Source organism: Phyllobacterium bourgognense, assembly GCF_003337575.1.
Taxonomy (GTDB): Bacteria; Pseudomonadota; Alphaproteobacteria; order Rhizobiales; family Rhizobiaceae; genus Phyllobacterium; species Phyllobacterium bourgognense.
Genome location: NZ_QPJM01000007.1, coordinates 166,711 through 187,455, shown reverse-complemented (window position 1 = coordinate 187,455; position 20,745 = coordinate 166,711). Strand labels below are relative to the sequence as shown.

The following is a 20,745-nucleotide window of genomic DNA, read 5'->3' as shown; positions in this document are numbered from 1 at the left end:
AGAAGGAAACCCCATGGCACGTGTACTGGTAATGATCCCATCGGGCGAGGTCTACGATCACGATAGCGTTCGCTGGTATCAGCACAGCAATGTGCAGCGCAGTATCGATCACTACCATAATATCGGCGACGCTTTTGTCTTCGATTCGTCGTTGAAATTGATGAACTACGAAAAGCAGGCTGAATTGCCGATCATGAATCCGAACATGGATCACATCGATCGCCTGCGGGAGGAATATGACTACGTCATTCTTCGCGGCTCGAACTATGTTCACCAGCATATGGACTGGACCGATGCCATCCCGGTTCTGAAGCGGCTCGGGTTGCCGGTGATTGCCTTTGGCATAGGGGCTCAAGCTCCAGTCGAGGGCCAATTGGAACTCTCCGACCAAACGAAGACAGTTCTGAAGGTGATAGCGGACTCGACGGCTTCGGTCGGTGTGCGTGGAGCTTATTCTGCACAGGTCATGAGCGATATCGGCATAAAAAATGTTCGGATTATTGGCTGCCCGACTGCATTCCGCCGCAACGATCCCGAGATGAGAATAGAACTGCCGCGGCTTGATGAGGTGCGAAATATCGGGATCACCATCCGGCGTGAAGTCTCACCGACCTACGCTCAGGATATCGAGCGTTACCTGACGTTTCATCGCGATCTCGTCAAGGAAATGGCGGGTCGCTTCGACGCAACCCTGATGGCCCAGGGCGAAGTCGAAGAAAAAAAACTGGTTTTCGGGACGGATGACCAGAAAGAGGAAGCGATTGCGGCTCTGAAGGCAAACAAATGGGCTTCCGACTGGTATCTGGATGAGACGGTGGAAAAGCTCTACCGCGAACGCATGTTCTATTCCGATGTCGTCGCCGATTATGAGAGCCTCGTCCGGACAAAAGAACTCGTTCTCGGTTATCGGTTGCACGGCAATCTCATGGCCATGGCCAATGGAGTGCCTTCTATCTACTTCACCTACGACAGCCGCACCGTGGAGTTTGCCGAGACCTATCAAATTCCGAGTTTCGATATTTTCAGCGGCGGGAAGTTCAGGCTGGAGGACTATTGGGACCAGGCGCTCTTCGACAAATATAATCAAGCTTGGTACCGGACTTATGGCGAAATGTACCTGTTTCTGACGGAAAACGGTGTGGACCACAAAATGGTGGAGACCGATAAGCAGGTGCCAGATTCGGTTCGCCGCGTCGCATGATGCCAGTGCGACTTTCGTGGGGACCGCAGCAGGTTGGGGAGGTCTAACCAAAATTCGCTAATTGGCAAATGCCAGGTTCTTACAAACAATCCCTCAAACAGAAATTCCAGGAGTTTCCCCAATGAGCGTTCTTGTTACAGGTGGTGCAGGCTATATCGGCAGCCACATGGTGCTCGCATTGAAAGACGCGGGACGATCCGTTGTTGTGCTCGATGATTTGAGCTGCGGTTTTTCCTGGTTGGTGCCCGAAGACGTCCCGTTCATCGAGGGCGATGTCGGCGATCAGGCGCTCGTGCGCGATGTGATCCGCACGCACGGAGTGACCGCGATTCTGCATTTTGCCGGCTCTATCGTCGTGCCGGATTCCGTGCGCGATCCGCTTTTCTATTACCGGAACAACACGGTGCAATCACGTTCGCTGATCGAAGCAGCTATTGCCGAAGGTATCGAGCATTTCATTTTTTCGTCCACGGCCGCCGTCTATGGCGAGCCCGAGAAGACGCCAATCACCGAAGAAATGCCGCATCAACCGATTTCGCCCTATGGCACGTCAAAACTCATGACGGAGTGGATGTTGCGCGATGCGGCAGCTGCTCATCCGGATTTCAACTATGTTGCGCTGCGCTATTTCAACGTGGCCGGCGCCGATCCGCAGCTGCGTTCCGGACAGTCGTTTCCGCGCGCAACCCACCTGATCAAAATCGCCAGCCAGGCTGCTACGGGTGAACGCTCTCATATCGAGGTTTACGGTACGGACTACCCGACAGCAGACGGAACCTGTATCCGCGACTATATCCACGTTGGCGATCTGGCCCAGGCGCATCTCTGCGCGCTGAATTATCTCGAGGCTGGTGGCAAAAGCACTTCAGCCAATTGCGGTTATGGTTATGGCTATTCGGTGCTTGAGATCATTGATGCGGTCAAGCGCGTGTCGGGCGTTGATTTTTCGGTGCGCATGGCGCCTCGGCGTGCCGGTGATCCAGCTATTCTGGTGGCTGGTAATGATCGGGTCTGCAAGGAATTTGGTTTCTCACCCAAGCGTGCAGATCTTGACCTGATCGTTGGGGATGCTCTTGCTTGGGAACGAAAACTGCAATCGTTGAGAGCGGCTGACGCGCCGGAAAAGCGCATTGCCGTCTAGCCATTTCCATGAGTATAGCAGCGACGACGTTCGAAACGCCGGGGCTGCTATAGTAACATGCAATAAGTCAGCAAATACTTTGAATTTTGAAATAAATTACTTTTACAATGATTGTAAGTTACGTGAAGAATAAAAACGCACGCGATCAAATATTTTAGTGTTGCGCTGCAATATATTTATGTGACAAGCTTCATCAATCTGCCATTCTATTTGTATAGAGACACGGTTCGGCGCCTGTGGTTGGTCAAGGATGAGGGAAATGACGGTTCAGACTTCGTACAAGCTTTCGCCGGTTGCGAAATCTTTGAGAGAAATAGATTTGTTGAAGGAACCGATCCTGCTTCGCATGGGCATTGACCATGACGAGCTGCCCGAAGGCCTGTCGAAAGCCATAAAAATTCTGGGTTTCGAAGGCGTCAAGGATGACGCGGCCATGTTGTCGGATTCATCCGGGAGAAAATTCGAGATGCATGAGGCGCCCCTGTGCACGCTGGCTGTTCTCATCAATCCCGTTCATCGGGGCCGGGAAAAGAGGCTGCTCGACTGGTTGAAAAGCCGTGGCGTAGTCGACGAACCAACTGTTTTTGAATGGCATGCCGGGAGGGAGATTGAGACGGCAGGTTTGATTATCCAGAAGCTCGCGAGCTTGGTGGTATTCGAAGCGAGGAAAATCACGCAGTCAAATCGCGAACTGCTTGCCTTGCGCACCTTGAATGACAATTTGCAGAACAGGTTTGCTGCGGTCGAGAGCTTTGTCGACCGGCAGGGATTGCAACCCTTCGACCTTGCCTTCTCAAACGAGCCGGTCCGCAGTTCGTCGCGTTCCAACGTTCTGGCCGATGCTTCATTCGAAGGCGTATCGCAAATCCTCCCAGTCGCGAGCGCAGGCGTCAGTGCCGTTGCCATCCATTTCGAACGTCTGATGCAACGTGACGATACCACTCTGCATGCCCAACTGGTGACGCTGGAAGACATGTGTATTGTAGAGAGCTGGGTGGTGCCGCTTTCAAAACTTGGTCAGGGCTGGAACTATCTGGGCCTCTCGCGAACGCTTGCCGGCTTGCGGCGGACGCTGAGCCTGCGCCTTCGTATCGACGGCATGGACGATGAAATGCCGCTGTTGTCGCTTGGCGGACTTCAGCCGCTCGATATGTTTCAGGTCAGAGATGCGGCAAACGACACACCGCTACTGAAGAACAGCCTTGCCATGCAAATCTGGTGCGGTATGCCAGGTGTTCTGCTTCCGAGCTGGGCGAACTATTTGCCGGCTCAATCCCAGGACACTAGAGACGGCGGCTTTCGGGAAATGCCAATGGCAACCGGCATCCTCGAGCTCGCGGACCTATCCAATACGGACGAGATTTCGTTCGATTTCGCAGCTATTCTCCCTCTGCCCGAGGAAAGGGCTATAGGCTGTCATCCGCCGTCAACCGGTATAACGATCGGCCATATACCAGCGGCCTGCCCGCCCAATATCCTGCGCATCTCGTCCAGTGCGGTCATCGATAATGAAGAATCGAAGGATGTCGATTTTGCTCTGGTAATTGCGAGCGACATTCGAACTGCCCGTCAGCTATTCGATGAGCAACGGACACCCGGCGCCGGAGAAGGATTTTCAGGTTGGGTTAGTGTTGCACCGGGTGAAGAGCCGCGGCTCACTGCCTTCATTACCGAGCAGGTTGGCGTGTGGCAAAACATCTACATCGCGACCCGAATGAAGGACAATCCGGGAGACAACGCCTTCGCTTGGGCGAAATTCCGTAATATCACCCTCATGGTCAACGGATAATTTTCATGCTGGACCAGATCAGCCGTCTCCGAGAACAGATCGCCACGCAATTGCCGTCCGAGATCGACCCGGATAGTCCACCGCCGACCAGGGTTGCAGTGCTAATTCCGGCCTATAAGCACTCTGTGCTTCTCGCGGAAGCTGTCGAATCCGTTTTGGTGCAGGAAGCGCCTTTCGGTATCGCGGCAGTGATCATCGACGATGGTTGTCCCTATCGGGAAACCGGCGAAATCGGGCGAACTTATGCGCTGGCACATGAAAACGTCTTTTACCTGCGCAAGGCCAATGGAGGGCTGAGTTCAGCCCGCAACTACGGCATCGAGTTTGCGCTCCGCAATTTCCCGGATCTCGAAGCCGTCTATTTTCTCGACGCCGACAATCGCATTACGCCCACGGCGATCCGCGACATTCTCGGTTTCATGAAGGCGGACGACAAGGTCGACTGGATCTATCCGAATATCGACAAGTTTGGCATCGAGTGGAATGGAAATTACACAACGCAATACTCGCGCCTGCTGCACCTGACCTTTGACAATATATGCGAAGCCGGCAGTCTGGTTTCGCGGCGTATGCTCAATGCCGGCGTGCGTTTCGATGAGAGCATGAAAGCTGGTTTTGAGGACTGGGACTTCTGGCTGCAAGCGATCGGGCGCGGCTTCCTTGGCGCGAACTATCCTTTCTTCGGTTTCGAATACCGGCAACGCGCCGAGAGCATGTTGCGCGATTCAAATCGCACGCGAGAGGGCATTCTGACCTACATCCGGCAGAAGCATAAGAAACTCTTTGCCGCCGAAACCCTGCTTGCCTGGGAACACGAGGAAACGCCGCGCTATGCTGCGATCGGCATGGGTACGTATGCGGTGGATTTGTTCACCGATCCGACAGTCGAGCATACCAAATGCAGCCTGGAAGATTTTGTCACGCGTTTCTGGGCCGCTAAGGCCGAACCGGAAACCTTCGGTGTTCCGCCGTTTCTATTATGGATGACGGCGGCACACAGAGAGGCTCTGAGCCGCCTCGGCTTGATCCACAATCTGCTGTGGCTGGGCGAGCGGATTGCTCAAAAACACCATTTCGTCGCCATTCGCTTCGAGCGGAACAACGCCAAGGTCGGCATTGACATACGCAAGATCAGCGACGCGGAACCCCTTACTGACAAGCCTTTTGGCTGGATGTGTACATTCGATATTTTCTCTACCTGCGCAGATGATGCATCCGACGATTGGACGCGCTCACTGCACAAGCCGGTTCCAAGTCCCAATGTGATCGAAATCGTCATCAGCGGGCCATTCACGTCGCGAGAAATGCAAAGCACTGCCTTGTCGCCAACCAATGCCCTTCTGGCTACATTGGGGGCACTGCGCGATTCCGGCTATCGATTGCAGTCAAAAAACCGCTGGCTCTGGCGTTCCGTCTATTTCCCCAATCGCAGCCGCTATTTCGAATTGCTGCGGCATGCAGTGGGCGCAAGACCGGTAATGCCAAGACTCGCTCACGCGTCCAATCCGCTGCGTGTCGGATTCCTTTTGCCCATTGGCAGTTTCGGCGGCGTCGAAAAAGTCGCCTATGCGGTGGCGCAAGCTTTGAAGAATGCGGGCTGCGAAGTACACCTCTTCCTGCTTGGCAAGCCGGTTTATAATCGCATTCCCGAAAACGACGGCGTGTTCAAGACGGTTAACTTCCTCGCAGATGATTACCCGCTCTGGGGCGGTCCCAATCAGTTTGCCGGGCATGATTTGTTGATGGGCCATGATGAGGCCGCGAAAGCCGAGCTGATCATGGGCTTTCTGGCCGGGCTGGATGTCGTGATCAACAATCAGGCGGCCCCGGTCAATTCCATGCTCGGTGAACTTCGCCGCCGCGGCATGAAGGTGCTGAACTATGTTCACGTACTCGATAAATCGAAAATGGGACGCGATGCAGGCCATCCGTACCTCACGCTCGCCTTCGAGCATGTCTACGACACCATCCTGACCTGCTCCAGGGATATGGCGGAGTGGTTGCATGGTATGGGCGTCCCGGATGCCAAACTCATGCACATTCAAAATGCCGCGAGTTATGCGCTGTCTTCCAAGGAGCAGGAAGCTATCCTTGCGGCGCGCCGCAACAGGCCGCAGCGGGACAGGCTCAATGTTCTTTTCCTGGGACGGCTCGATGCTCAAAAGGGTATCGAGCGATTGTTCGCCTCTGTTCGCGACCTGCGCCAGCGCTCAGCACCGATCGACTGGAAAATCATTGGTAGCGATGTCATGGACGCTGGCGCCGGAGGTTCGTGGAAAGAACGTTTCGCTGAAGTTGGCGTTCACGTCGAACCGCCGGTCTTTTCGAGCCGCCACCTGAACAAGGCGTTCGCCTGGGCCGACGTGGTCGTGTTGCCGTCGCGCTGGGAAGGCGCACCCTTGACCATTATCGAGGCTCAGCGTCTGGGTTGTGTACCGATCGCCACGTCAGTCGGCGCGGTCGGCGAACTCATCGACCATGGTGCCGATGGTCTGTTGATCGAGTCGACGGACGACAACGTTATCAGCCGGGAACTGACGGAAATCATCACGGCATTGTCAGAGGATCCCGCTGCATTGCGCCGCCTCTCTGAAGCTGCTGCAGAGCGCGGCGGTTCCCTCATGTGGGAACACAGTGTCGAACCGTTGGTGAACCAGTTGAAGTCATGGTTCCCTGACCGGCTTCCCGCCCTCCCGGTGGAGACAACCCTGAAGCTTGTCGAACAGACTGCGCCGACAATCACGCCTGAGAGGACACCCTCTTTCGAACGGTTTCCGCGCGAGGCAGCGCCAAAACAGCGTGACGAAATTTCCGAAATCAGGCCGCTGCAGATCGCTGCTGCCGGATCAGCCCACATGCATAATTTGAGGAACTAACGATGAAGAAACTTTTTGTTCTGAATGGTGGCGCCGCGGTCAAGCCTGGCAACAAGTCCGCCTATTTGAAGTTTGAGGACCCACTGGCGGCCTTCAACAAGGGTGGCATCAACACAGGCGACGTTCTCGTCTATGACGCTACGCTCAAGGCCCTCGCCTACGACGACATCAAGAACGTGCAGTTCTCGCACGCCGGTAACGAAAAGCTCTGGCCGCAAGACGGAACTTATGATGCTACCGTCGTGCGCGGTTCGAACTATCTGACGGAAACCGTCGATCTCGCCCATGTCGTACCACTGCTCAAGAAGCTCAAAGGCCCGGTCGTCGCCATCGGTGTCGGTGCACAGGCCGGCAAGTACAAGAAGCTCAACGTGCCGAAAGGTACCGTCGAGGCGTGGAAGGTCATCGCCGACAAATGCGAGACGATTGGCGTTCGTGGCTTCTACAGCGCGGAGATATTCAACGATCTCGGCATCAAGAATGTGCGGGTGATTGGCTGCCCGAGCTTTTACCGTTCCTTACGCCCCTCGATCACGATCAAATCCATCGATCCGGCAACTGCCCGCGTCGGCCTCACACTGAATAAATATCTTTCTGCTGACTACGCCAGCAACGCGACCAAGACCAACCGGATGCAGCGCGCGCTGATCGATGCAGTCGCCAAGCGTCCTTCGAGCAAACTCTACTCGCAGGGCGAACGCGAAGAGACGCTTGCTATTTTCTCCTCCGGCAAGGAGAAACAGGACAACATCAAGGCCATCCTCACCAAGTTCAATCTGCTTGGCCACGCCGAGGCGGAAGAGATGCTTAACAATCGCATGAGCGCCTTTTTCGATATCGAAGAATGGGCGGCCGACGCAGCTGCAAATGTGGATGTGATGGTTGGTTTCCGGCTACATGGCAATGTCATAGCCCTGCATCAGGGAATTCCGGCGGTATTTTTCACCTATGATTCGCGTATTCGGGAATTGTCCTCGCTGTTTGCAATTCCATCGATCGAGATCGAGGACTACCTGCCGATCAACCTCGAAAAAATGCTCGAAAAAGCGGACTTCTCCAAAGTCCAGCATATTTATCGCCTGAACTATGCCGAGTATCATCGCTTCCTGACCGAGAACAAGCTGAACCACGTGCTGCCAAAGCCTGTGGCTGCACCTGCAGACAAGCCGCTCTCGGTACCCAATCTGGTTCAGGTTCCGCACAACATCCATGAAGCTGTGGCATGGTTCCGTAGCGAGATCGATTTCATGACCGGAGAGGTGGAAACCTTGCGTAATCGTGCCTGGAATCTCGAAACCAGCCTGCGCAGCCTCAAGGAAGCTCCAGCCAAGGCCGCGGTATGACGCAGAGCCGCGCGCAATTCAGCCGACGTTCCTTCCTGAGCCTCGCAGGCTTGGGAATTGCTTCGGCTGGATTGCTGACGCGGCCTGCACTTGCTCACGCGCTTTGCTCGGATATTCCCGTTCCGCTCCAACGCGCGCGAGGCAAATGGCAACTCTCGTTCAATGATGATTTCACCGACAATGCCGCCTTCGATCAACGCTGGATCAAGGTTAGTGACAGCGGCGGAGAGACCAGGAGCATCCGGATACCCGGGAATGTTGCAATTTCGGGCGCCGGGCTTTCATTGAAACTTGGCCGCAACACGGGCAAGTTGAGTGACAAGCGGCCGTTCAGCGGCGGATACGTGCGAACGCGCGATTTTCGCCAATGTTACGGTTATTTCGAGTGCGAAATGAAGATCGCCAATGAGCCCGGTGTCAACAACGCGTTCTGGCTTACCTCCGTGCGCGAGAGTGAAGGCGATACCCGCTTTGAGCTCGACGTGGCAGAAGCCAAGTATCCCAATCTGGTTCAAGTGACAGCGCGCCGCTGGCTACCTGACAGGCAGGTTTTATCCAAGACTTACCGTCCGCGCTTGAAACTGGCCGATGCCTTCCATCGCTACGGCATGCTGTGGAGCAAGGACCGGTTTCAGTTCTTCTTCGATGACCGGAAAATATACGAGGTTGGAAACACCTTCGCGCACACGCCTGCGCAGCTTCTCTTCAGCAACGCGGTCGCGTCTTTCGCCGGTAAAGATGACGGCGATGTGGATGGCGCGGCAACCTCGGTGAAAAGCATTCGCGTATTCCAAAACAGCGAGTGGCAGGACGTGCCGCTCTGGAGGTGTTCATGAGTGATGATTTCGTTTCCACGTCGCGCGCAGACAAGAGCAAGAAATATCTCCTGGGCAAAAATGGCTGGATTTTTCTCGATCATGATTCAAATCGCGTTATCGACCAGATCACTGGCCGTCATTTGCTGGATCAGCAGGGTGTTGACGCTTGGAAAAAACTGATCCTCGAACGCGATCAATATGTAGCTTCGGTCGGTGCCCAACATCTGATGTTCGTGGCTCCGAACAAAGAGCTCGTCTATTCGGAACAACTTCCGGACTGGGTGGAAATCGCCGAACAACGCCCCATCCACCAGATCATGGCTGCCCTTGGCCCGCAACGCGCACGGAAAATCATTTATCCTCTTGAGGTAATCCGCGCGGGTAAAATGCAAGGCCTAACCTATCCGAAAAGTGATACGCACTGGAGCGGATTTGGGGCCTATATTGGCTATCAGGCCTTTTGCGCGGGCCTTTCGAATAGTGGCATCGAACCGCTGCGGGTCGAAGGCTCGCGGGTGGCGTTTGAAGAGGTCCCGTATGTCGGTGATCTGGGTATCAAGTTCGAACCCCCTGTTTCTGCGCCCACTTTGTCCGCCCGCATTGAAGGCGCAGCTGGCCGCCTCGCCTTCGACAACCGCATTCCGAACCGCGGGAGGATCAGGGTTTTTGTCAACAAGGACACGACGCTGCCGCGCTGCGTGATGTTCGGCGATTCCTTTGGCGGTAATCTCTTGCCTTTCCTCAAGGAGAGTTTCAGCACGCTCGTCTATATCTACGGCAAATCATTTGACCGTGAGTTGATCGAAGCCTACCAGCCGGATGTTGTCCTGTCGCAATTCGTCGAACGCTTCTTGATCGAGCCACCCGTCGATACGCCGCACTTCACCTACGCTTCGGTGGTTCGTGCCAAGCTGAAGCTTCTGTCGAAGGAAGATTTGGCATTCGCAACACAACAAGCGGCCAGCATCGAACCTGCCATCTTCCCGGTTCGCGCTGTCTATCAGGCACTGTTGTCCGCACATAGCGGCAAAGCCATTCCTCCCGATCTTGTTGCGGAGCTGAAGAACCATCATCCGGACAATCCTGAAGCACAGTACATGGTCTCGGTCGAATTGTCCCGGCTTGGTGAAAAGCTTGATGAGGCGCGTATTTACGCGGAACGTGCGGTCAGCTCTGAGCCATGGAATGCGCGCTCGCGGCATCAACTGGCCTTGACCCTGATGCGGCTGGAACAGCCTGAAGAGGCTGAAGCCCAACTGCGCAAAGCCGTCGAATTCGATTGCAGCGTTGATTGGTGGAATTATCAACTCGCGCAAGTCCTGTTCCGGCAACAGAAATACGAGCCCTGCACTGATGCCTTGCGCGAATACATTGCCCGCCGGCCGGATTCGTCCGATGCCTGGCAGTTGCTCGGGCGCTGCCATGAAGCTTTGAACAATATCGAAGACGCTGCTGAAGCGTTTGTGCGTGCATCCGATGCGCGGCCCGAATGGGCTTGGCCTCTGCTGAAACTTTCAAATCTTCGCGTTCGCAGCAAGACCAATCCGGAACAGGGTTTGATTGCCACAGATCGTCTGCTCGAAACACTCTTCCAAGCACGTGAACGCGCGGAAGTCTACATGCTGAGATCGCAACTCTACGAGGTGAATGGGCAACGCGACAAAGCTATCGATGCTGCAGTTCGAAGCACCGAACTTGCGCCGGATTGGCAGTGGGCGGAGAATACCCTAACGCGGCTACGTGCACAAAAAACGCGCCAGGCTGGTACAGCCAAATCTGTATAAGGACAATGATTGTGGCAGGCGTACCTCCATTCGGGATCGGCAGAGTGTCTGATCAAACCCTCTCAAGTGCGACGGCAATCCCTTGCCCGACACCAATGCACATGGTGGCAAGTACACGTTTCGCGCCGCGCAGTTTGAGTTCCAGCGCGGCTGTGCCTGTGATGCGGGCACCGCTCATGCCAAGTGGATGACCCAGCGCAATGGCGCCGCCATTTGGATTGACGAACTCTGCATCATCGGCAATGCCAAGCGCCCGAAGCGTCGCGAGTCCCTGGGAGGCAAAGGCCTCGTTGAGTTCGATGATATCGAAATCTTTCGGCGAAATGCCAAGCCGGGCACAGAGCTTCACCGAGGCTGCGATCGGCCCGACACCCATGATACGGGGCGGTACACCAGCAGTTGCGCCACCGGCGATACGGGCAATCGGCGTCAGGCCATATTTCTTCGCGGCGGCTTCGGAAGCGACGATCAGCGCTGCCGCGCCGTCGTTGACGCCTGACGCATTGCCCGCTGTAACCGACCCGCCTTTGCGGAACGGCGTCGGGAGTTTCGCCAGTTGCTCGATTGTGGTTTGGGGACGCGGGTGTTCGTCCTGGTCAACAATGATTGCATCACCTTTTCGCTGCGGGATCGTGACCGGCGTGATTTCACGGGCGAGGCGTCCGTTCGCCATCGCCGCCCCGGCCTTTTGCTGGGATCGCACGGCAAAAGCATCCTGATCTGCACGCGATACATTGAAATCCTCGGCAACGTTCTCGCCAGTTTCCGGCATTGAATCGACGCCATATTCTTGCTGCATCAGTGGATTGATGAAACGCCAGCCGATCGTCGTGTCATGGATTTCCGCATGGCGCGAAAATGCACTCTCCGCTTTCGGCATTACGAAAGGGGCACGAGACATAGATTCGACACCGCCGGCGATCGCAAGTTCGATTTCGCCGGCCTTGACAGCACGGGCGGCGGTGATGACGGCATCCATACCCGAACCGCACAGGCGGTTCATGGTTGTTCCGGGGACGCTCACAGGAAGCCCGGCGAGTAGCAGCGCCATGCGCGCCACGTTGCGATTGTCTTCGCCAGCCTGGTTGGCGCAGCCGTAAATCACTTCGTCGATGGCTTCCCAGTCGACACCTTTATTGCGTTGGATCAGTGCCTTCAACGGAATTGCGCCAAGATCGTCAGCACGAACGGAGGCCAGGGCTCCGCCAAAGCGGCCAATCGGCGTGCGTATATAATCGCAGATGTAAACTTCGGTCATCAGGCGGCCTCATGCGCTTTCTTGGTCCGGGCATTGATGTCGCGGAGCACGGAGATTTCGACTGTCGTCGGGGCCGGAGTTTCCGTAACGGTCTCGGCAAAAAGAACAGGCCAGCCGCAATTCTCTTCAATCGTCGCCCGGATCACACCCGGATGGATCGACACAACCGTTAATTCCCTGGTTACAGCATCGGGCTCAAATATACATAGGTCGGTAATGACGCGTGTCGGGCCCTTGGTTTTCATCCCAAGCCGCGCCCGATGATTGCCGCCCTCTCCGTGCCCCATCGACGTGATGAAATCGAGATGGTCGACAAAACCACGCTTGTTGAGCGCCATGGTTATATAGATCTGGCCGCAATTGCTGGCGATTTCGGGTGCGCCGCCGCCACCCGGCAGGCGAACGTTCGGCTTGTCATAGTCGCCGACAACGGTTGTATTCAGATTGGCGAACCGGTCGATCTGCGCACCGCCGAGAAAGCCTGTGGTGATGCGTCCGCCCTGCAACCAGTAGCGAAACATCTCCGGGACTGAAACAGTGCACAAGGCGGTATCGCACAATTCACCATCGCCGATCGAAAGCGGCAGAACGTCTGGCTTCGTACCGATCGTGCCGCTTTCATAGATTAGAGTGATATCCGGTGCGTGGGTAAGCCTTGCAACATTGCAGGCTGCCGATGGCGCGCCGATGCCGACGAAACACACGTCATCATTGGTCAAAGCGCGGGCTGCAGCGATCGTCATCATCTCTGTTGGTGTAAATTCAATCGACATGACGATACTCCTTACGCTGCTTTTGCAGAACGCTTGCCGACATGGCGGGCGAAATCTTCGGGCTTTCCGCCACGAACATGCTCCTTGATCCAGGCGGTGAAACTATCGCGGTCACGGGCAATCCTGTCCCAGGCAATGTAAAAAGCGTTGGAGCGCGGATAATAGCCGTGCGCATAGGACGGAAACGCACCACCTGGCACATGAACAACCGAACTGACGGCCCACGTCGGCAGAACCACCGCGTTGGGCGACGGCGGATTCAGTTCATCAACGATTTCTTCGACCGTAACGATCGAGCGTTTGGCCGCAAGTACCGCTTCTTTTTGAACGCCGGAGATGCCTTCGATCAGCACATTGCCTTTGCGGTCCGCGCGCTGGGCGTGGATAATCGACACGTCAGGTCGAATGGACGGGACCGCCGCAAGAACTTCGCCGGTGAACGGGCAGGTGATTGATTTGATGTTCGGATTAACCTTCGCTAGATCCGCACCGATATAGCCGCGGAGCATGGCGAATGGCAGGTTTGCTGCCCCAGCCTCATAGGCGTTTGCCATGGCGGCGTGCGAATGCTCCTCGATTTCGAGCGGGCGTGGCCATTGGTTCTCGACTGCATCGCGAAAACGGTGCAACGAGCCAACCCCTGGATTGCCGCCCCAGGAGAATTTCATACCGCGTGCTGCGCCCACGCCGATCAACTGGTCGTAGATCAGATCTGGCGTCATCCGGATGAGAAAAAGCTCCTTGCGATCCTGCCGGATGATTTCGTGGCCAGCCGCATAAGGGATCAGGTGCGTGAACCCTTCCATTGCAATGGAATCGCCGTCCCTGACATTTTCTTCAATCGCTTCGGAAAGCGTGCAAATCCGCGCCACATTTCTCTCCCTGTCCCGAATTCCTCATCTTTTGATTAGTGCTTCATTGGCTCAAAGGTCAATTTATTTGTGCGTTATATGATTTTTGTTCGTATAACGCACAAAACGTGCCATATTTTGCCCATGCGAGACACAGACTTCATCAGCGGTTTTGCCAAGGGCCTCTCGGTAATCGAGGCATTCGACGCGGCAAATCCGCGTCTTTCAATCACGGATATCTCGAGGATCACCGGCCTCGAACGTGCAACCGCCCGGCGCTGTCTCTTGACCTTGGCGCAACTCGGCTATGCCGACTATGACGGCAAATTCTTCTCGCTGTCGCCGCGAATACTGCGTCTCGGCCATTCCTATCTCACATCCACGCCCCTGCCCCGCCTGCTGCAACCTTTTCTCGATCAACTGTCGGAAAAGACCGGCGAAAGCGCATCGGCTTCCGTCCTCGATGGTAATGAGATCGTCTATATCGCCCGGGCTTCGCATAAGCGGGTAATGTCGATCAATCTCAATCCCGGAAGCCGCCTGCCCGCCTATTGCTCGTCCATGGGGCGAGTCTTGCTTGCCGCGATGAATGAGGGCGATGCGAAGCGTGTTCTGGAGAATAGCAACCGCAAAGCGAATACGCCGAATACAAAAACGACGATTGCCGACTTGATGGCGGAGCTGCAACTGATACGCGAGCAGGGATATGCCGTCATCGATCAGGAATTGGAGATTGGTCTCTGCTCGATTGCCATCCCGGTGCGCAATATGCGGGGTACCACCATTGCCGCCCTTAACGTCGGTGCGCAGGCACCGAGGGTTACTGTTGATGAAATGGTCACAACCTATCTACCGGTGATGCAATCAACTCGCGATACGCTTGCGGGCTTATTGGTCTAGGTAGTTGATGCTTCTATTGCTGCCTCGCGGATAGTCTGCATCAGGATCATCAGTGGTAGTGACGGCGTTATGTCAGCACGCATCGTGAGACCTACCGGTCCGCGCGTTTCGCTTGTGTCTATCGGTAAAAGCGCCAAACTCCCATCGTCAACATCATCGGCGACGACGCCCGATGAGATAATCCAGACCGCGTTACTGGAGCGAACAAAGGCGCGGCCAAACGCGTCGGATACCGTCTCGATCTGGATAGGCGGAGTGGCCACCCCATTGGCGATGAGAAAGCGGTCGACGAAGGGCCGGATAATAGATGCCTTGGTTGGCATGAGAACGGGAAATTCGGCGAGAAGCGAAAAAATATCCTCTTGTGAATTCAAGAGCGGATGGCTGGCGCTGACGGCGAAAACCACCTGCTCGGAATAGAGATGTTCGAAGGAGAATCCCGTCATTTTCTCAGGGGCTGCAAGTCGGCCAACAACGAGATCGAGATCGCCAAGCCGAAGCTGCTCCAGCAGGACCGCGTTTTCGCCCGTAACAATCTTGATCCGGCTTTGTGTTTCCTCTTGCAGAAACAAACTGATGGCATGCGGCATCACGCGGGTGGACACGGTCGGTAAAGCGCCAATGCGGATGTGGACACCCTCCCCCGACCGTTCGTTGGAAACGGAATCAATGCCTTGGCGCAATGCCGTGATGGCAGCGCCGGCATGGCGCAGGAACACCTCGCCATAGCGCGTGATCCTGATGCCGCGGCCGTCGCGTTCGAATACGGCAACGCCTAGCTCGCTTTCCATTTCACGGATTGTTTTGGTGACAGCCGGTTGACTGATATGAAGAATAGCTGCCGCCTTCATCACGCTCTTCTGACGTGCGACTTCCAGAAAAGTTTGCAGGTGGCGAAACTTGATGCGGCTGTCGATCATGGCATTTCATAACCCATCAGTTAAGAGAATGCGATAAAATATCATTTTACCTAACCAGTTGGATAATCCAACGTGGTTTATTGAATGGGAGGCTTCTGTGCAATTCGTTTCGATCAACGGTGTAGCTCTGCACTACCAATTAATCGGCGCGCCGGAAGGCAAGCCTGTGCTGGTCTTTGCCAATTCGCTCGGGACCGACTTCCGTATCTGGCGCGATGTCATTCTGCGGCTCGTCGGCGATGTCGCCATCGTGACATATGACATGCGCGGACATGGTCTCTCGGATATTGGTACGACACCGTATTCCATTAATGATCACACCGCTGACATTGCAGGCCTCCTTGATTATCTCGAGGTCAGGAACGCGATTATCTGTGGCCTGTCGGTTGGCGGGCTGGTGGCACAAGGGCTCTATGCGGCGCGGCCGGATCTGGTGCGTGCACTTATCCTTTGCGATACTGCCCATAAGATCGGCTCGGCGGAGATGTGGACTGCACGCATCGTGGCGCTTGAGCAAGGGGGCATTGAAGCGATTGCGGATGGTGTGCTCGAAAAATGGTTCACTCCTCCCTTCCACAAGCAGCGTCGCGACGAACTTGCCGGGTATCGCAATATGCTGACCCGCCAGGCCATCGGAGGGTATATCGGGACGTGTGCTGCGTTGCGCGATGCCGATTTTACAACCGAAGCCTCGCGCATCACGGTCCCGACTATTTGCGTCGTCGGGGATCAGGATGGGTCGACGCCACCGGAAGTTGTGCTTTCGCTGGCGAAGCTCATTCCCCGTTCACGTTACGAGGTGATCAAGGATGCCGGACATATCCCATGCGTGGAGCAACCGGAAGCGCTGACGGCGGTGATACGAGCATTCATCGACGAGTTCCAACTTGGAGAGAAAGCATGACGCCTGCAGACGTTCCTTCCCATCGCTATGCCGAAGGCATGGCGACGCGGCGGATTGTCCTCGGCGACGCGCATGTCGATCGTGCAGAGGCAAACAAGACGGACTTTGACGAGCCATTTCAAGAGCTTATCACTGAAGCTGCTTGGGGTCATGTCTGGTCGCGGCCGGGCTGGACAAAGCGGCAGCGCTCGATTGTAACCATCGCGCTGTTGGCGGCATTGGGCCAGGACGAGGAACTGGTCATGCATATCAAGGCGACCGCCAACACGGGCGCGACCCAGGACGATATTTGCGAGGCGCTTCTGCACGTTGCAATCTACGCGGGTGTTCCAGCGGCCAACCATGCGATTAAACTGGCGAAGCAGGTCTATAAAGACCTAGCTGCGGCAGAAAAGACAGCCTGACGGGAGGCAGACAATGTCCAACAGGAAGCCGGAAACCGGCGCATTCTTTCAGCGGGACAGGCAGTGGCATCCGCCCGCCTATACGCCAGAGTACAAGACGAGCGTCGTGCGTTCGCCGCAGAGAGCGTTGATTTCATTTGACAATACGCTATCGGAGATCACCGGGCCGGTGTTCGGCCATTCGATGCTGGGCGAGCTCGACGCCGATCTTATCTACAATTATGCGAAGCCCGGCGAGAGCGCGATCGGGCAGCGCATTATTGTTCACGGCAGAGTTGTAGACGAGCGCGGCAAGGGTGTTGCCGGCGCACTCCTGGAATTCTGGCAGGCCAATGCCGGCGGACGCTACCGGCACAAGCGCGAGGGATATCTTGCGGCGCTCGATCCCAATTTTGGCGGGTGCGGTCGGACGATCACAGACGATGACGGCTACTACCGATTTCGCACGGTCAAGCCGGGCGCATACCCTTGGCCGAACGGCGTGAATGACTGGCGCCCGGCGCATATCCACTTCTCGGTTTTCGGCCATGGTTTCGCGCAGAGGTTGATCACCCAGATGTACTTCGAGGGCGATCCGATGATCTGGAACTGCCCGATCGTCAAATCCATTCCGGACAAGGCAGCGATAGAACAGCTCATCGCGGCGCTCGATATGAACAACACCATTCCGATGGATGCACGCGCCTATAAATTCGACATCGTGTTGCGCGGCCGCCGCTCGACCCTGTTCGAGAACCGCATGGAGGGCAACTGATGGTGCAACAATTGGGCTACCTCAAGGAAACGCCATCACAGACGGCCGGACCTTACGTCCACATCGGCTGCACGCCGAATTTTGCTGAGATTACAGGCGTTTACGAGAACGATCTTGGCATCTCCATGGTCAATGACAAGACACTGGGCGAGCGAATTAGCCTGCGAGGTCGGGTTTTCGACGGCACCGGAACGCCATTGCGTGACGCCTTGCTTGAGATATGGCAGGCCGACAGCAAGGGGCTTTACAACAGTCCATCCGAGTTGCGCGGGAGCGCCGATCCCAATTTTACCGGGTGGGGACGCTGTCCGACGGACATGGAAACGGCCGAATATCGCTTCGAAACCGTGAAGCCGGGACAGGTTCCCTTCAAGGACGGGCGTATGATGGCGCCGCATGTCACGGTCTGGATCGTGGCGCGGGGGATCAACATAGGGTTGCAGACGCGGATCTATTTCGACGACGAGAAAGAGGCGAATGACAAGGACCCGATCCTGCAACGTATCGAGCATCGCAATCGCGTCCCGACGCTGATCGCGAAACGCGATGGATCGAGCTATGTCTTTGATATCTATCTGCAAGGCGACAAGGAAACCATCTTTTTCGATGTATAGGCCATGAGTATTTCTCCTTTCGATCATCCATTTCTGTCCGGTTTGATCGGCGACGAAGAGGCAGCGCAATGGTTCTCGGCGGAGAGCGATATTGCGGCAATGCTTCAGTTCGAAATCGCTCTCGCCAAGGCGCAAGCTGCTGAAAATATTATAGAAAACGCGGCCGCCGAGGCGATCGAAAAGGCGTGCCGGGCTTTCTCGCCCGATATAGCCGCGCTCAAATCGGCGGTCGCATTGGACGGTGTCGTCATCCCGGAACTTATCCGGCAATTACGCGAGACTATTCCGTTAGAGCACCGCGCGTCCCTGCATCTCGGGGCGACCAGCCAGGACGTCATCGACACGGGCCTGATGATCCGGCTGAAGCCGGTAATGACACGCCTCGAAACCGGATTGTCCGATATCATCGCCGATCTGGATCAACTTGAAAAGACGTTTGGGAACAATGGCTTGATGGGGTATACCCGTATGCAGGCTGCCATTGCGATAACAGTCAGGGACCGTATCGAATCCTGGCGTGCGCCGCTGCTGCGTCATCGCAAGCGCTTGGACATATTGAAGCTCGATTTCCCGGTGATCCAGTTCGGCGGCGCGGCAGGAACGCTGGAGAAACTGGGGGATAAAGGACCAGCGGTTCGCAATCGAATGGCGGCGGTGCTTGGCCTTCACGATACGCCGCAATGGCACAGTCAGCGCGACATTCTCGTTGAGTTTGCTGACTTTTTATCGCTGATTTCCGGTTCGCTTGGCAAAATTGGCCAGGATATTGCACTACTGGCTCAAGGCTCGACCGAGCTCAAATTGAGCGGGGGCGGCAAGTCGTCGGCGATGCCGCACAAGCGAAATCCGGTCCTTGCTGAACTTCTGGTTGCGCTCGCCCGCTACAATGCCACGCAGGTTTCCGGCATGCACCACGCCTTGATCCACGAGCAGGAACGTTCGGGTGCCGCATGGACTTTGGAGTGGATGATATTGCCCTCCATGGTTGCAACGACAACGACCGCGCTGCGCTCGGCCAGCAAGTTGCTTGGTTCGATTGAGAGCCTTGGCAAGGCGTGATTTCAACCACACGCAACTAAAATGCAATTGAGAGTGGAAAATCTTGCGCCAGAATCGACATTTCTTACATAGGAATCGCTCGGTCTTGTGTGAGAATTGCATCTTTTCGTTTCATTCCTGCTTCGGAAACCGCGGGGCGTGTGCAATGTTCTGAAAAAGCAGTTTTCGATTGAGGGAGGAACCATGAAAAAGCTCATTCTGGCCGTCGCCGCATCAATTCTGATGAGTGCAGGTGCCTATGCCGAAGTCATCAAGATCGGCGTTGTCGGTCCCTTCTCGGGACCATTCGCAATTCAGGGCAAAAATTTCAAGGCGGGCATCGACGCCTACATTGCAACCCATGGTGACAAGATCGGCGAGAACACGATTGAAATCCTCTACCGGGATGTGCCGCAAGCCGACCCGGCCCAGTCCAAAGCGTTGGCGCAGGAACTGGTGGTCAAGGAAGGCGTGCAATATCTCGCCGGCTTTTATTTCACCCCGGACGCCATGGCGGTCACGCCGCTGCTCAAGCAGGCGAATGTGCCGATGGTCATCATGAACGCGGCGACGTCGGCCATCGTCACCAAGAGCCCGCTGGTTGTCCGCACTTCATTCACCACATGGCAGACCTCTGCGCCGATGGCGAAGATCGCGCGCGAACGCGGTGTGGAGAAGGCAATTACAGTCGTCAGCGATTACGGCCCGGGTGTCGATGCGGAGAACGCGTTCAAGACGACCTTCGAGAAAGAAGGCGGCAAGGTTGTCGAATCGATCCGCATGCCGCTGTCGACCAATGATTTCAGCCCGGTGATGCAGCGGGTGCGCAACTCCGGGGCACAGGCGGTTTTTGCCTTCCTGCCGTCGGGTCCAACCACGCTCGGGTTCGTCAAGGCCTATAACGAGAACGGCCTGAAGCAGGCGGGCATCCAGTTTCTCGCGCCGGGCGACCTGACACAGGAGTCGGATCTGCCGGCGATTGGCGATGCGGGCCTCGGCATCCTGACGACGTTCCATTATTCGCTGGCGCACAATTCACCCGAAAACAAGGCATTTGTCGCCGCCGCCCAGAAGGCGATCGGCAACCCGGCCGAGTTATCGTTCCCGGCCGTCAGCGCCTATGATGGCATGTATGTCATCAGCAAGATGATCGAAGCGACCGGCGGCAAGCAGGATGCGCAGAAGGCAGTCGATGCGGTCAAAGGCCTCACCTGGGAAAGCCCGCGCGGTCCGGTCTCCATCGATCCCGACACGCGCCACATAACCCAGAACATTTATCTGCGTGAAGTTTCGAAGGGTGCTGACGGCGTCTACTTCAACAAGGAAATCAAGACGTTTGAGAAGCAGCCGGATCCGGGATTGGCTGCTGCAAAGTAG

The 20,745-nt window shown here is 55.9% G+C and carries 18 protein-coding genes; 14 read left to right on the top strand and 4 right to left on the bottom strand.

The annotated features are described in order from the left end of the window. Window positions 1–13: 13 nt before the first annotated feature. The 7 genes from C7476_RS14555 (at window position 14) to C7476_RS14525 (ending at window position 10,952) form a co-directional block, all read left to right on the top strand. Complete coding sequence (locus C7476_RS14555; RefSeq protein ID WP_114430626.1) at window positions 14–1,201, top strand: polysaccharide pyruvyl transferase family protein; 1,188 nt, start codon at window positions 14–16, stop codon at window positions 1,199–1,201. Window positions 1,202–1,322: 121 nt separating this feature from the next. After that, entirely contained in the window at window positions 1,323–2,342 is a 1,020-nt protein-coding gene (gene galE / locus C7476_RS14550; RefSeq protein WP_114430625.1) for a UDP-glucose 4-epimerase GalE, read from the top strand. 259 nt (window positions 2,343–2,601) lie between these two features. Next, window positions 2,602–4,131: a DUF6212 domain-containing protein gene (locus C7476_RS14545; protein ID WP_114430624.1), complete on the top strand. Its 1,530-nt coding sequence runs from the start codon at window positions 2,602–2,604 to the stop codon at window positions 4,129–4,131. Window positions 4,132–4,136: 5 nt separating this feature from the next. Next, the gene (locus C7476_RS14540; protein WP_114430623.1) at window positions 4,137–7,007 is read left to right on the top strand and encodes a glycosyltransferase; all 2,871 of its coding nucleotides are present in this window, start codon (window positions 4,137–4,139) and stop codon (window positions 7,005–7,007) included. A 2-nt stretch (window positions 7,008–7,009) separates the two neighbouring features. Beyond that, a complete protein-coding gene (locus C7476_RS14535) occupies window positions 7,010–8,350 on the top strand; it encodes a polysaccharide pyruvyl transferase family protein (RefSeq protein WP_114430622.1) in 1,341 nt (446 codons plus the stop codon). After that, the gene (locus C7476_RS14530; RefSeq protein ID WP_114430621.1) at window positions 8,347–9,186 is read left to right on the top strand and encodes a glycoside hydrolase family 16 protein; all 840 of its coding nucleotides are present in this window, start codon (window positions 8,347–8,349) and stop codon (window positions 9,184–9,186) included. Before C7476_RS14535 ends, C7476_RS14530 begins: the two co-directional genes overlap by 4 nt. Further along, window positions 9,183–10,952 (top strand): CDC27 family protein, encoded by a 1,770-nt coding sequence (locus C7476_RS14525; protein WP_114430620.1) that lies wholly within the window; start codon window positions 9,183–9,185, stop codon window positions 10,950–10,952. The genes C7476_RS14530 and C7476_RS14525 overlap by 4 nt, the downstream gene beginning before the upstream one ends. A gap of 52 nt (window positions 10,953–11,004) precedes the next feature. Here the strand turns inward: C7476_RS14525 and pcaF are convergent, their stop codons facing one another. From pcaF to C7476_RS14510, 3 genes are read right to left on the bottom strand one after another with little or no spacing between them, the layout of a single operon-like run. Continuing rightward, window positions 11,005–12,210 carry a 3-oxoadipyl-CoA thiolase gene (gene pcaF, locus C7476_RS14520; protein WP_114430619.1) on the bottom strand — a complete coding sequence of 402 codons (1,206 nt, stop codon included), beginning with the start codon at window positions 12,208–12,210 and terminating at the stop codon, window positions 11,005–11,007. Next, window positions 12,210–12,983 (bottom strand): CoA-transferase subunit beta, encoded by a 774-nt coding sequence (locus C7476_RS14515; protein ID WP_114430618.1) that lies wholly within the window; start codon window positions 12,981–12,983, stop codon window positions 12,210–12,212. The genes pcaF and C7476_RS14515 overlap by 1 nt, the downstream gene beginning before the upstream one ends. A gap of 11 nt (window positions 12,984–12,994) precedes the next feature. Then, window positions 12,995–13,855, bottom strand: a complete 861-nt coding sequence (locus C7476_RS14510; RefSeq protein WP_114430617.1) for a CoA transferase subunit A — start codon at window positions 13,853–13,855, stop codon at window positions 12,995–12,997. Window positions 13,856–13,978: 123 nt separating this feature from the next. On the opposite strand from C7476_RS14510, the gene C7476_RS14505 reads away from it, so the two are divergent. After that, window positions 13,979–14,734 carry an IclR family transcriptional regulator gene (locus C7476_RS14505; RefSeq protein ID WP_114430673.1) on the top strand — a complete coding sequence of 252 codons (756 nt, stop codon included), beginning with the start codon at window positions 13,979–13,981 and terminating at the stop codon, window positions 14,732–14,734. Here C7476_RS14505 and pcaQ read toward each other — a convergent pair. Next, window positions 14,731–15,654, bottom strand: a complete 924-nt coding sequence (gene pcaQ, locus C7476_RS14500; protein ID WP_114430616.1) for a pca operon transcription factor PcaQ — start codon at window positions 15,652–15,654, stop codon at window positions 14,731–14,733. The two genes, C7476_RS14505 and pcaQ, sit on opposite strands and share 4 nt — an antisense overlap. 97 nt (window positions 15,655–15,751) lie before the next feature. On the opposite strand from pcaQ, the gene pcaD reads away from it, so the two are divergent. The 6 genes from pcaD (at window position 15,752) to C7476_RS14470 (ending at window position 20,745) form a co-directional block, all read left to right on the top strand. Next, the gene (gene pcaD / locus C7476_RS14495) at window positions 15,752–16,558 is read left to right on the top strand and encodes a 3-oxoadipate enol-lactonase (RefSeq protein ID WP_114430615.1); all 807 of its coding nucleotides are present in this window, start codon (window positions 15,752–15,754) and stop codon (window positions 16,556–16,558) included. Continuing rightward, a complete protein-coding gene (pcaC, locus tag C7476_RS14490; RefSeq protein ID WP_114430614.1) occupies window positions 16,555–16,962 on the top strand; it encodes a 4-carboxymuconolactone decarboxylase in 408 nt (135 codons plus the stop codon). The genes pcaD and pcaC overlap by 4 nt, the downstream gene beginning before the upstream one ends. A gap of 13 nt (window positions 16,963–16,975) precedes the next feature. Then, window positions 16,976–17,716 (top strand): protocatechuate 3,4-dioxygenase subunit beta, encoded by a 741-nt coding sequence (gene pcaH / locus C7476_RS14485; protein WP_114430613.1) that lies wholly within the window; start codon window positions 16,976–16,978, stop codon window positions 17,714–17,716. Beyond that, on the top strand, window positions 17,716–18,330 hold the full coding sequence (gene pcaG, locus C7476_RS14480; RefSeq protein WP_114430612.1) for a protocatechuate 3,4-dioxygenase subunit alpha: 615 nt from the start codon (window positions 17,716–17,718) through the stop codon (window positions 18,328–18,330). Before pcaH ends, pcaG begins: the two co-directional genes overlap by 1 nt. 3 nt (window positions 18,331–18,333) lie before the next feature. Next, the gene (locus C7476_RS14475) at window positions 18,334–19,389 is read left to right on the top strand and encodes a 3-carboxy-cis,cis-muconate cycloisomerase (protein WP_114430611.1); all 1,056 of its coding nucleotides are present in this window, start codon (window positions 18,334–18,336) and stop codon (window positions 19,387–19,389) included. Between the two features lie 183 nt (window positions 19,390–19,572). Further along, entirely contained in the window at window positions 19,573–20,745 is a 1,173-nt protein-coding gene (locus tag C7476_RS14470; protein WP_114430672.1) for an ABC transporter substrate-binding protein, read from the top strand.